This is a genomic window from Verrucomicrobiota bacterium (genome assembly GCA_016871675.1).
GTDB lineage: Bacteria > Verrucomicrobiota > Verrucomicrobiia > Limisphaerales > VHCN01 > VHCN01.
The window spans coordinates 1-12,234 of the sequence record VHCN01000082.1 but is presented as its reverse complement, the minus strand read 5'-3'; the positions used below and the strand labels follow the sequence as shown (position 1 = coordinate 12,234).

Below are 12,234 nucleotides of genomic sequence, written 5' to 3'. Positions count from 1 at the left end.
AGAAAACTCGCCCCCGGCGCTACCGCTGCTCCGGCCGCCCCTGGATCAGCTCGCCCAGCCGCTTGTTCAACGTCTCCTGATCCTTCGCCACGTCGCCGATGGCGCCGATGCTGTCGCCGACGCGGGCCATGAGGTCGGCGCGCTTGTCGGCCTCGCTCACGACTTTCGCGACGTAGTGGTCGCTCGAACCGATGCCCGGGCCGGTGACGTTGTTGTTGTCTCGCGCCTCGATCCACCATTCGATCGTCGCGCCCTCGGGCGGCGGCGGCTTGAGTCCGCCGACGTGGAAATCGTAACGGTTGCGCACTCCGCGCTGCGACTTGTCGGCGAGCAGCAGCTCGATGCCCTTCGCCTCGCCGTCATCCACTTTGTAGCGCAGGAAAACCTGGCTCACGGCGAAATCGTCCAGCGCCTCGAAGCCCACGAGCACGCGCGCCTGCTGCGTGATGAGCTCCTCCTTGCGGTCGGGAAACGTGATGCGCACCGCGGGTGCGCGGTCGGGCAGCAGGTCAATGCGATAGACGGCCTCGTCCTTCGACGTCATGTCGAACTTGTCCACGAGCTGCACCATGAAGCCCGTGAGCGCGTTGGTCGGGATGGCGAACTCGCCCTCCATCTCGGACGGTTTGCCGGCGACGGGCTTGAGCGGCACCTCGCGGTCGAGGCCGATGAGCTTGATGGCGCCGCGCGCGACGTCCTTGCTGGCGGTGACGCTGAGCCTGAGGCGGCTGCCCGAAAGCAGCGTGAGATCGCCGAGCACGCGGCGCACGGTCCCGAGCCCGGTGTAGGCGGGGTAATCTTGCGTGCAGTCAATCTTCGCCACGGTCGGCCGCACGATGGTCTCGACGCGGGCCTTCGGGCTGCGGCCGTCCCCGAGGTGGATTGCGTAGTCGAAGCTGTCCTGCACGTTTTCGAGTGTGAGGTCGAAGTAACTCCTGTTGGTCCGGGTCTGCTCGATCGCGAACTCCTGCGAGCGGCCGGAGGAATACTTCACCTCGAGCCGGCCGGTTTCGGGAATGGCGCCCTTTGCGTGCGCCCACAACCGGACGCCGTCGCCGCGGCCGATGCGAACGCTGCCGCTGAACTCCGCCACGCGCGTCTTGCGCGGCACGGGCGTCTCGCGCGAGAGCAGCGCGCGCGCAAGCAGGTCGCGGCTCACGTCCTCGCCCTTCACGAACAGGAACCCCGCGATGCCGACGCTGACGATGGCCCAGGCGATGAAGCGCCGGAACTGCCGGGTGGAGACGACCTCGTTGAAGTCCACCGGCCGCGCGAGCCGCTCGGTTTCCTCGACGAGCGCCTCGACCAGCTCGGACGAGGTGCCGGGCTGCACCGCGTCCGCGCGCGTGAGCTGGAGCGACGCGATGAGGCGCGTCTGAAACTGCGGCTTGCCGTGCTCAACCATCAGCGCGACCGTGTCGTCATCCGGGCTCCGGACAAACGGCAGCACGATGTGCCGCGTGACGAGGAAGCCCACCGCACCGAGCTCCGCCGTGAAAAGGAGTGCGCGCAAGGCCCACGGGAAGTCGAGCCACCAGTCGAGCAAACAACTCGCGAGCAACAGCGCCGACGCGAGCGCAAGCGCGCCGAACACGCCCGTGCCCGCCGCGACCGACAGGTGCATGCGCCGGACCGCGGCGATCTTCCCCAGCAGCGAAGCGCGGGGCGTCAGCGGAGCGCGGGCGATTCTCGCTTGTTCCGGTGCGGCGGTCATTTCAAGTGCGACAATTTGCGGAGGACCCACTCGACGGTGATGAGCAGGAGCATCAGCAGGAAATACAGCGGCGAGGCCCACAGCTCGACTTCGAGGGGCGAGCGCACGCGGTCGGTCCCGGCCTTGATGGCGTCGGGCAGCTTGTGGAGGTCTTCCTCGCGGAAGAACGCGCCGCCGCTCAGCGCGGCCATCTCGCGCAGCAGCGTCTCGCTCATCGCGGTCTCGCCCAGCTCGAACTGCGGCGCCGTCACGTTGAAATCGAGCCGCGTGTCGGGGTCCAGGTCGGTCCAGAACCTGTAGTTTCCCGGCGCGGGCGCGACGAATTCGCCGCGATACACGCCCTGCTGCTCCGGCACCGGCCGCAACGAAACCTCGGTCGGGGCGCCGGTGTCTCCGGCGCGCAATGAGAACAAGCCCCTGACCGCCGGGTCGGTCACCGGCTCGAAGCCCGCGCGATACAGGCGCGCGAAGAGGTTCACGCGGTCGCCGGTGACGAAGTTCTGCCGGTCGGTGGTGAGCTGCGTCTTGCGCGAGCCGCCGATGAGGTGCGGCAACGCGAGCCGCTGCGCGATCTGGCTCCAGAACGCCGTGTAGTGCGCGTCGCCGACGTTCTTGCGCCAGCGCCAGGTGTTGTCGGTCCCGACGAACATCGCCTGGCCGAGGCCGTATTGCTGGAGCGCGACGACGGGCATGGGGCCGAATCGCGACGCCTTCAGCGGGTCGGGGTCCACGAGCAGCACTTCCGCGCCGGGCTTCGCGCGGGCCACGCGCGCGGCCCAGTAGATCGGCGGCAGTTCCTTCCAGAACGCGGCGCTTTCGTCCTCCTTGTCCGCGAGGCGCAGCATCGTGCTCGTGCGGCCCGCGGTCGTGAGCGCAAGGCGGATGGGCTTCTCCGCGATGGTCTCGCCGGCTGACACGGACTCGGCCGGCGCGGCGTCGAACTCGACCGGCAGCAACTGCTCGATGGGCGTGCGCCGATACGCGCCGGGGCTGAAGCGCTTGCCCGCGACCATCAGGAACGCGCCGCCGAACTTCGACACGTATTCGTTAAGGTTGCGCATCTGTTCGGGCGTGAGCGTGCGCGGGTCCACGTCGCCAAACACGACAAGGTCGAACGTGTAGAGCTCCTCCTTCGTCGCGGGGAAGCGCTCGAGGAACGACACGTGGTCGCCCCGGGTGATGGACGGGTCGCCCTCGAAGAGCACGGTCTTGGACTCGATGCGCCGGTCGCGTGTGAGCATCGCGTGCAGGTAGCGGAACTCCCAGCGCGGCGACTGCTCCACGAGCAGCACCTTGATCTTCGTGTCGATCACGCGCAGGTGCTGCGCGCGCGCGTTGTTGTCCTTCACCGTCTCGTCGTCGCGCGGCGTGATGGAGGCGGTCATCTCGAAATCGCCCTGGTCCTGCGGCGTGAACTGCATCGGCACGACCTGCTCGCCGTCGGGGCCGAAGGTGATTTCCTTTTCGTCCACCTTCGTGTCGCCGAGCTTCAACACGATGCGCGCCTTTTCGCCGTTCAAGCCCTGGGAGCGGACGCGCACGTTCACGAGCACCTCGTCCTTCACGAAGCTGACCTCGGGCGCGAAGAGGTTCGCGACGATGATGTCGCGCGGGCTCGTGATGCCGACGCCCCAGATGTAGAGCGGCGCGCCTTCCTGCCTTGCGAGCGCGGCGGCTTCGCGCGGGGAGGTGCCGGTGTTGTTCGCGCCGTCGGTGATGAGCACCACGCCCGCGAGCGGCTGGCCGCGCTTGGCCTTGACGACCTCGGTGAGCGCGTCGCCGAGCGGAGTCGTCGGGCTCGTGGCGGCGAGGCGGTCCACCCATTCAAACTCGCGGATGCCGGCCTTGCGGCGCGCCTGCTTCGCCTCGCCGGCGGGCGTGTTCGTGACCTCGGTTTTCGAGCGCGGCAGCGCGTTCACACGCTGGCCGAAGCTGAACGGGACGATCTCGAACTCGAGGTCGAGGCGCGGCAACAGGTCGAGCCGCTCGTTTTTGAGCGCGCCGCGGACGACGTCGAGCCGTGAGAGCTGGTCGTATTCGGCGTTGCGTCCGGGCGGGAGCGATGGCGCGAGGCCCTTGTGCGCGTCGAGGCCGCCCTTCGCGATGGCGGCGCGCTTCACGTCATCGGGCGCGACGCGCGGGTCCTTGATTTGCATCGAGGACGAGGCGTCCACGAGCACGAGGCACGCGCGGCGGATGCTGCCCTCGACGGTGAACGCGAGGACGGGCCGGAGCAGCAGCAGGATGACCGACGCGAGGAAGGCCATGCGCAGGGCGGTGAGCGCAAAGCGGCGGGACGCCGAAAGCGCGACGGGCGAGTTGCGATACGTCCACCACGTGAGCGCCCCGAGCGCGAGCGCGAGGAACACCACCCAGCCGACGCCCGCGCCGCCGTGAAACGTGAGTTTCACGCCGGCGATGTCGCCTGCCGCCTCGACGCGCGCGCCGAGAAGTTTGAGGAGCAAATCGTTCATGCGGCCGGACACCACGAATGGACGCGAATGGACGCGAGTGAAGGCCCGGGGGAGGTGGGGCTGACACTGGTGGCAAGGGTTTGCACGAATTCGGAGCGGATCAGCCCCAATTGGCGGGCTCCGGGCCTGTCTGGTTCGTGTCGATTCGTGTCCATTCGCGGTTACTTCGAGCGGCTAAAGTATTGCGCGAGGAACGTCTCCAACCCCGCGAGGAGCATCGCGAGCAGGGCGACGGGCAGCCAATACTCTGAGCCGAGGCGCTCCTTCTCGACCATCTCGCGCAAGGAGAGGGTCGGGTTCCAGCGGATCACGCGCGCGGATTCGCCCAGCGCGCGCAGTTCGTCGGGCGTGACTTCGGTGAGGTCCGATTCGACGGGGTCGGGTTGCGTGGCGAACTTCAGCACGGCGGGCGGCTCGGCGATGGAGATTTCATAGACGCCCGCGCGGTCGGTGATGTCGTATTGAAGCATGGGCAAGCCGCCCGCGAGTTCGATCTTGCGAAGCTCGCGCGCGCCGCCGCTGTGCGCGGGGCTGAGGATGACGGCGTCCTTGCCGAGCCACTCGGCGGCCATGCGCCGGGCGAAGCCCTGGCCGACGCGCAGGTTCAAGCCTTCGTCCTGTCGCTGCACAACCGAGGCAAGTGTGCGGTGAAGCAGCGGCACAAACGCGGGCCGCACAGGCAGGTCGTTCCACGTCGTCGTCGCGGTGCTGCTGAAGAGGATGACGCGGCCGAGCCCCCACGGGCGCTCGACGGCGGCGGGGGAGTGGTCGGAGTATCGGAGGATGACTTTTGAGACGCCAGCGTCGGGCACGGGATTTGTCGGAGCTTGGGAGAGTGGGATGGCGGGAGAGCGGGATTTTTCACCCTCCCTCTTGCCCGCCGGCTCACTCGTGGTCGGAGGCAACTGCAACTCGAACGCGCGGAAGAACCGGGCGGAGTTCAACTGGCCCGAGCCGGGGTCGTTCCAGATGGTCACGATCGGATGGTCGTAGCCCTTGGATTGCAGGGTGATGAACTGGTCCTCCTGTGTCGCGTCGCCGCGCGGTTCGCCGAGCGTGGCGGGCAGGATGTTCGAGCGTTTGTGCAACTGGTCGTTGTAGAATGCCACGTTCACCTTCGCGCCGGGGAAGATGAGCAACCCGCCGCCGCGACGGAGGTATTGCTCGAAGGTCGTCACGAGCGACGCGGGGAACTCCGGCACGTTCGCGAGCACCACGGCGTCGAAGTCGTCGAGCCGCTGCTCCGCAAGGTCGGCCACCGGGATGATGGCGGGCTTGATGAAGTAGCCCTCGGCTTCCTCGGGCACAACCGGCACGAGCGCGTGCGCGAGGAAGAACGTCTCGGCATCGCGCGGCTCGGCGCCGGGGTTGCCGTCCACGAGCAGCACGCGCACCTCGCGCAGCGCGCGGACGCTGAGCGTGCGCCGGTTGTCGGCGGCGAAGCGGTCGTCGGGGATGCGCGCGGTGATGGAATGGAAGCCCTCGGTCCGCAGCCGCGCGAAGAGCGACACGGCGCGCGATTCGCCCGCGGGAATGTTCGGGATGACGACGTCATCGCCCGGCGGTTCGGCGTTCACCTGCAACGTGACCCTCACGCCGGTGGCCTCGTGCTTGCCGTGATTGGTCACGCGGGCTTCGAAGCGCAACGGGCGGTTCACCGGCGTGAGGCCGCCCGTCACGCGCAGGTCGGTGACGCCGAGATTGCGCTCCTCCGGCTCGCCGACGAGCACCACGCGCGTCTGCACGGACTGGTCGCCGCGCGCGTCCTTCGCCTTGGCGAGAAGCTTCTGGATGTCGCCGAGCTGGCGCCACGCGGACTGCTGGCCGTCGGTGATGACATAGACCTCCTTGCCGAGCGACGTGCGGCCGCGCAGCGTTTCGTGGGCCTTTTCGATGGCGGCGAAGAGGTCGGTGGCGCGGTCGGAGAGCGGCGCGTCGCGAATCACCTTGCGCGCGAGGTTCAGGTCGTGCGTCGGCTCGGGGATGGCGGCGTTCACGCCGTCGGACGCGAGGAAGACCGCGGCGGCTGAGCCGGTGGGCAGGGTGTCGAGGACTTGCTCGGCGGCCTTGCGGCCCTTGTCGAAGCGCTGCTGCAAGCCGTCGCTCACGCCCATGCTCGCGGAGTTGTCGAGGACGATGACGGCGGTGACCTTGGACTGGCCGAAGAGGTCGCTCGTGCTGGAGCGCATGGCGGGGCGGGCGAGCGCGAGCGCGAGCAGCAACAGGAGCAGGCAGCGGAGCGCGAGCAGGATCATGTCCTCGATCTCCATGCGCCGCCGGTTCTGTTCCATGGACACCTTCACGAAGCGCATCGCGGCCCAGACGACCTTCTGGAATTTCCGCCGGTTGAGCAGGTGAATGATGATGGGAACCGCGACGGCGGCGCCGGCCCAGAGCAGGAGGGGGTTGAGGAAGCTCATGCTCAGCGCGTTGTCGTCTTCAAACGAAACGCCAGGTAGCCGGCGAGCACTTCGTGCAGCGCGTGGCCCGTGTTCACCGGGACGTAATGGCAGTGGTTCTTCTCGCACCCTTCGCGCACGCGCGTGCGGAAGCCCTCGAGTTCGCGCAGGTAGCTCTTGCGGATTTCCTGCGGGCGCGTGAGCAGCTTCGGGATGGCTTCGAGCCCCTCGAACTCGACGAGGCCCGTGAAGGGAAACTCCAGCTCGAACGGGTCGAGCGTGTGGAAGACGATCACCTCGTTGCCGCCGAAGCGGAGGTGCTGGATGCCGTCGAGGATCTTCTGCTCGTCGTCGAAGAGGTCGCTGATGATGATGACGATGCCCTTGCGGCGGATCTGGCGCGCCATGTCGTGCAGGACCTCGGCGATGTTCGTCTGGTGCTGCGGCTGGAAGCCCGCGAGCGTGGCCATCGTCTTGTGGATCATCGAGTGGCTGTTGCTCCGCGGCAGATACTCGCGCGTGACCGTGTCGAAGATGTCGAGCGCCACGGCGTCGCGCTGGTGCAAGATCACGTAGCTGAGGCACGCGGCGATCATCTTGCCGTAGCCGAGCTTGGTCAGCCTGCCCGAGCCGTATTTCATGGACTCGGAACCATCGAGGAGGATGTGCGCGACGTAGTTGGTCTCCTGCTCGTATTGCTTGATGTAGTAGCGGTCGGTGCGGCCGAGGACCTTCCAGTCGAGGTGGCGCAGGTCGTCGCCGTGCGAATACTCGCGGTGCTGCGCAAACTCGATGGCGAAGCCGCGGTAAGGCGACTTGTGCTCGCCCGCCATGTAGCCCTCGACGAGCAGGCGCGCGTGCAGGCCGAGCGATTCCGCGCGCGAAATCGCGACCGGGTCGAGCAGCGCGTCAATGTGGGCCTTGTCCATCGTGGCGTTTGGGGTTCACCACAGAGGCACAGAAGGCGCAGGGAGGAATCTCACCGGTGAAGGCTCCTGTCTCTCGGTGGCGGGGCGTTACGCCAGCTTCTCGTCCTTCGGAATCGCCTCCAGGATTTTACGCGTGATGTCGTCGGGGGTGACGCCTTCGCTCTGCGCGGCGAAGTTCGGGATGATGCGGTGGCGCAGCACGGGCAGCGCGACGCTGGCGACGTCGTGGCAGCTCACGTGGAACTGCCCGCGCAACATCGCGCGCGCCTTCGCGGCCATGATGAGGTTGAGGCTCGCGCGCGGGCCCGCGCCCCACGAGAGCCACTTCTTGCAGAAGTCGAGCGCCTCGGGCGCCTTCGGGCGCGTGACGCGGACAATCTTCTCCGCGTAGGCGAACACATGGTCGCTCACCGGCATGCGGCGCACGGTGGCCTGCACGTCGAGGATGTCCTGCTCGGTCAGCACCGCCTGCGGTTTGGCGGGCTCAACGCCGGTGGCCATTTTCATGATGGCGAGTTCCTCCTGCGTGCTCGGGTAATCCACCATGACCATGAACATGAAACGGTCGAGCTGCGCTTCGGGGAGCGGATACGTGCCTTCCTGCTCGATGGGATTCTGCGTGGCGAGCACGAAGAACGGGTTCGGCAGCGGATGGTCCACGCCGCCGACGGTGACCTTGCGTTCCTGCATGGATTCGAGCATCGCGGCCTGCGTCTTGGGCGGCGTGCGGTTGATTTCGTCGGCGAGGATGATGTTCGCGAAGATGGGCCCCTTGAGGAAGCGGAACTCGCGCTGGTTCGTGGCCGGGTCCTGATAGATGACCTCGGTGCCGGTGATGTCGCTCGGCATCAGGTCGGGCGTGAACTGGATGCGCTTGAACGAGAGGTGCAGCGTCTGCGCAAGCGTCGAGACGAGCAGCGTCTTGGCGAGGCCGGGCACGCCGACGAGCAGCGCGTGGCTGCGCGTGAAGATGGCGATGAGCACCTCCTCGACGACGGCGTCCTGGCCGACGATGACTTTGGAGAGTTCGCCGCGGATGGTGGCGCTGGCCTTGCGGAGCTGGTCCACGGCGAGCAGGTCTTTCTTGTCGATTTGAACGGTGGGATCAGGGGTGGCGCTCATGAAGCGATGGGGGGGTGTTGCGTTCCGTCATTGCGTGAAACGGCGGACATTCGAGGGCAGCGCGGAGTGAATTGCCACCCAAATCTTGCCGGAACACGGGACGGCTGACGCGAGGTGCTCGGGTGAAATTCACGGGCACCCGCGAAGGGCCGCGGTCTGCGCGGGTTCGCGCGGATTTCGAGCCGCGCCCGATTCCACGCTACTTCTTTTTCTCGTCCTTCTTCGCGGGCGGTTCGGGCGCCTTCGGGAGGTCCGCGAGATTCCAACCCGTCGCGACCTCGACCGTGGGCAGCACCTGCTTGATCGAGTTCACGCCGTTGGTCGTCACTTTGCTCTGCCACACGTAGAGGCTCCGCAGGAACTTCATGTCCTTGAGTTCGCCGAGTCCCGCGTCGCTGACTTGCGTGCCGAAAAGATTCAGGTAGGTGAGGTTGCGAAGGCGCGCGAGGTGGCGCATCCCGGCGTCGGTCACGGCCGTTTGCTCGAGGTGGAGCCGCGTGAGGTTGGTGAGGTTCGCGAGGCTCGCGAGGCCGGCGTCGGTGATCTTCGTCGTGGCGAGGTTCAAGTCGGTGAGGCTCTTCACGTCCTTGAGTTGGGCGAGCGTGGCATCGGTGACGTTGGTGCCGAGCAGCCGCAGGTTGAGCATCGTCCACGGGACGTTCAAGGCGACCGGCCGGACCTCGATGCCCTTGGCGGCGAGCGCGGCGATGGCCTTGGTCTCGGCGGTGGTTGGCTTGAAGTTCGCCGCCAGCGGCGGTCCCTTCGCGGCGGGCGTGGCGCCGGACTTGATGGCGACCCCGGCGGGCCACCCCGCGCCTTGATTGATCCAGTTCTTCAAAATGTCCGCCTGCGACTTGGAGAGCGGCTCGCCTTCGTTGGGCATGCGGTCGTCGTCGGTCTTCGGAAGGATGACCCGCTTGTGTAACTCGCTCTTCGCGGCGTCGCCGACGATGATCGCCTTGCCCGCCTTGCCGCCTTTCATCGCGGCGTCCTTGGTGTCGAGGCGCAGACCGCCCTTTTGTTTGTCGGCGCCGTGGCACTTGACGCAGTGCTTGTCCAGGATGGGCAGGACGTCCTTGGCGAAATCCACCTTGGCATCCGCCGCGCCGGCGGCGGTGGCGGTGACGAGGGCAACGGTCAGTGCGGCGAGGAGCGATGACTTCATGTTCGTGTTGATCGTTCGGACGTGAATCGGGCCGCGAAGATTCGGCGGCCCCGAACTCGCGGCGGATTGCGGCGCGGAGACTACGGGAGCGTTGCGCGCTTTCCAAGATACTTTCTTGGGGTGTGCCTCCGCGCCGCGCCGCTTGCCCTTGGTCGCGTTTGGGCCATTTGTGTTTGCAGCGCGTCGAGCCGCGCGGCCGACGACCGCTGCTTCGAGGTCGCCGCCGAAGTGGCAGTGAATTGCGGGTCGATGGACGCGCTGCCAGACCCCGGTGAATAGGTCGAGTGACCGCCCGTCGAACTGCCATCGAGCGGGACAGGCGCCACCGATGAGAGGATTTCCAAATCTCTTGCAGGCCCATTGGGCCAGTGCTAGCGTCCGCCCGCTTTTGCGCCAGACGCGCAGAAAAAACCGCAGATTGAACCTATGAAACTGAACCTTGTCACCGCCACCGCCGTCGCGTCAGTCGCCACGGCTTCGCTCGCCATCGCCGGGGATATCACCGGCAAGATCACCCTCAAGGGCACTCCTCCGCCGAGTCCTGAAATGCCGATGAAAGCCGACCAGTTCTGCGGCAAGGGCCTCGCCGAGAATCCCCGCATGCCGTTCTTCGTGGTCGCGAAGGATGGCGGCCTTGCCGACACCGTGATCGTGCTCAAGAGCGTGAGCGGCAAGTCCACCGGCGCCTCGGCCGCGCAGCACTTGATCGACCAGGTCGCGTGCCAATACACGCCTTACGTCTCCGCCGTGCAGACCGGCCAGAAGATCGCGGTGCGCAACTCCGACCCGTTCCTGCACAATGTCCATCCCACGCCCGCCGTTCCCGGCAACCCCGAGTCGAACAAGGCGCAGATGGCCAAGTCGCCGGACCTGATGTTCACCTTCGAGAAGCCGGAGTCGTTGCTCCGCTTCAAGTGCGACATCCACCCGTGGATGTTCGCCTACGTGAGCATCGTTGATCACCCCTACTTCGCGGTGAGCGGCAAGGACGGCAAGTTCACCATCAAGAATGTCCCGGACGGCAAATACACCGTCGAGGCGAAGCATCGCAAGGCCGCGAACGAGGGCGTGACCAAGGACATTGAAGTCAAGGGCGGCACGGTCACCGTTGATTTCACGTTCGAGGTTAAATAGCCTCCGAACTCAGATTCACCAGACCGCTGCGGCCGGTTGGGTCGCAGCGGTTTGTTTTTTGCCCCGACCCTGTGCGCGACGGCGCGGGGCCGCGGGAACCAACCATTGAACCCGGACCTTGAACCAGAAACCGTCAGCCCAATGACCCGTCCCGCCGACAATCCGTGGCTCAGCCGCTTCGCCGCGTTCACGGCGTTGGCGACGCTTGGCCTGATCGCGATGGGCGGACTGGTGACGAGCAAGGGCGCCGGGATGGCGGTGCCGGACTGGCCGACGAGTTACGGTTACAACATGTTCTTCCTGCCGATCTCGATGTGGAAGGGCGGCATCTTCTACGAGCATTCCCACCGGTTGGTCGCCTCGGGCATCGGGTTGCTCACCGCCCTGCTCTCGGGTTGGATTTGGGCGCGGGAGACGACCGGCTGGCAGCGAAAGGCCGGTCTGGCTGGAATCGCGCTCACGCTCGGGCTGATCGGAATCCGGACGCAAGCCGTGTTCGTCGCCGTCGCGTGCGTCGCGCTCGGGTTCGTCGTGTATGGCCTCGTCCGCCTCGCGCGAAAGTCGCAACCGTTGCGGTGGTGCGCGGTCATCGTGTTCGGGTTGGTGCTCGTCCAGGGCGTCCTCGGCGGATTGCGCGTCACGCTGTTCAAGTCGGAACTCGGCATCGTGCACGGGATGCTCGCGCAACTGTTCCTCACGCTCATGGTGCTCGTGACGCTGCTCACGACGGCGTGGTGGCGCAACATGTTCGGCCTGCGCCTTGCGGTCGAGCCGAGCGACAAGGCGCGGCGGATGTTCCTTTGCGTCACGGTCCTGATTTTTGTCCAGCTCGGCCTCGCGGCGACGATGCGGCACCAGCACGCGGGGCTCGCCGTGCCGGATTTCCCGCTCGCCTACGGCAGGCTCTGGCCGCGGAGCGACCCGGCGTTTCTTTCCGAAGTCAACGCCCGGCGCATGGACGTGCGCGACTTCAATCCCATCACTGCGGCGCACATCCACCTTCACATGGCCCATCGCATCGTGGCGGCGCTCATTCTTGCGGGCGTGTTCGGTTGCGTGTGGACGCTCCGCCGGCAGCTCGGCGCGGGTCATCTTTTCACGCGGCTCGCGTGGGGCTGGTTCGCGCTCGTCTGCGGGCAGGGCTTGCTCGGCGCGGCGACGGTCTGGACGAACAAAGCCGCCGACGTGGCGACGCTCCACGTGGTGCTCGGCGCGACGTGCCTCGCGTTCGGCGGAGTATTGACGGTCTGCCTGCACCGGCTCACCGTGCACCGCATCAACGCCCACGTGCTGACAC

8 protein-coding genes are annotated in these 12,234 nt (G+C 66.8%); 2 read left to right on the top strand and 6 right to left on the bottom strand.

Annotation, left to right across the window (positions count from 1 at the left end):
- Positions 1–19: 19 nt before the first annotated feature.
- The 6 genes from FJ386_13610 to FJ386_13585 form a co-directional block, all read right to left on the bottom strand.
- Entirely contained in the window at positions 20–1,624 is a 1,605-nt protein-coding gene (locus FJ386_13610; GenBank protein ID MBM3877729.1) for a hypothetical protein, read from the bottom strand.
- An 86-nt stretch (positions 1,625–1,710) separates the two neighbouring features.
- Complete coding sequence (locus tag FJ386_13605; protein MBM3877728.1) at positions 1,711–4,188, bottom strand: hypothetical protein; 2,478 nt, start codon at positions 4,186–4,188, stop codon at positions 1,711–1,713.
- A gap of 161 nt (positions 4,189–4,349) precedes the next feature.
- Positions 4,350–6,608: a VWA domain-containing protein gene (locus tag FJ386_13600; GenBank protein ID MBM3877727.1), complete on the bottom strand. Its 2,259-nt coding sequence runs from the start codon at positions 6,606–6,608 to the stop codon at positions 4,350–4,352.
- Positions 6,609–6,610: 2 nt separating this feature from the next.
- Positions 6,611–7,516, bottom strand: a complete 906-nt coding sequence (locus FJ386_13595; protein ID MBM3877726.1) for a DUF58 domain-containing protein — start codon at positions 7,514–7,516, stop codon at positions 6,611–6,613.
- An 87-nt stretch (positions 7,517–7,603) separates the two neighbouring features.
- Complete coding sequence (locus FJ386_13590) at positions 7,604–8,638, bottom strand: MoxR family ATPase (GenBank protein ID MBM3877725.1); 1,035 nt, start codon at positions 8,636–8,638, stop codon at positions 7,604–7,606.
- Positions 8,639–8,837: 199 nt separating this feature from the next.
- The gene (locus FJ386_13585) at positions 8,838–9,803 is read right to left on the bottom strand and encodes a hypothetical protein (protein ID MBM3877724.1); all 966 of its coding nucleotides are present in this window, start codon (positions 9,801–9,803) and stop codon (positions 8,838–8,840) included.
- Positions 9,804–10,229: 426 nt separating this feature from the next.
- On the opposite strand from FJ386_13585, the gene FJ386_13580 reads away from it, so the two are divergent.
- Both FJ386_13580 and FJ386_13575 read left to right on the top strand, forming a co-directional pair.
- Positions 10,230–10,937 carry a hypothetical protein gene (locus FJ386_13580; GenBank protein MBM3877723.1) on the top strand — a complete coding sequence of 236 codons (708 nt, stop codon included), beginning with the start codon at positions 10,230–10,232 and terminating at the stop codon, positions 10,935–10,937.
- A 141-nt stretch (positions 10,938–11,078) separates the two neighbouring features.
- A partial coding sequence (locus FJ386_13575; GenBank protein MBM3877722.1) for a hypothetical protein occupies positions 11,079–12,234 on the top strand: 1,156 nt, incomplete at its 3' end.

What these genes read in the sequence shown, in the direction of transcription:
- FJ386_13610 (MBM3877729.1), bottom strand. Translation starts at nt 1,624, where the DNA reads ATGCACCTGTCGGTCGCGGCGGGCACGGGCGTGTTCGGCGCGCTTGCG.
- FJ386_13595 (MBM3877726.1), bottom strand. Translation starts at nt 7,516, where the DNA reads ATGGACAAGGCCCACATTGACGCGCTGCTCGACCCGGTCGCGATTTCG.
- FJ386_13590 (MBM3877725.1), bottom strand. Translation starts at nt 8,638, where the DNA reads ATGAGCGCCACCCCTGATCCCACCGTTCAAATCGACAAGAAAGACCTG.
- FJ386_13605 (MBM3877728.1), bottom strand. Translation starts at nt 4,188, where the DNA reads ATGAACGATTTGCTCCTCAAACTTCTCGGCGCGCGCGTCGAGGCGGCA.
- FJ386_13580 (MBM3877723.1), top strand. Translation starts at nt 10,230, where the DNA reads ATGAAACTGAACCTTGTCACCGCCACCGCCGTCGCGTCAGTCGCCACG.
- FJ386_13585 (MBM3877724.1), bottom strand. Translation starts at nt 9,803, where the DNA reads ATGAAGTCATCGCTCCTCGCCGCACTGACCGTTGCCCTCGTCACCGCC.
- FJ386_13600 (MBM3877727.1), bottom strand. Translation starts at nt 6,608, where the DNA reads ATGAGCTTCCTCAACCCCCTCCTGCTCTGGGCCGGCGCCGCCGTCGCG.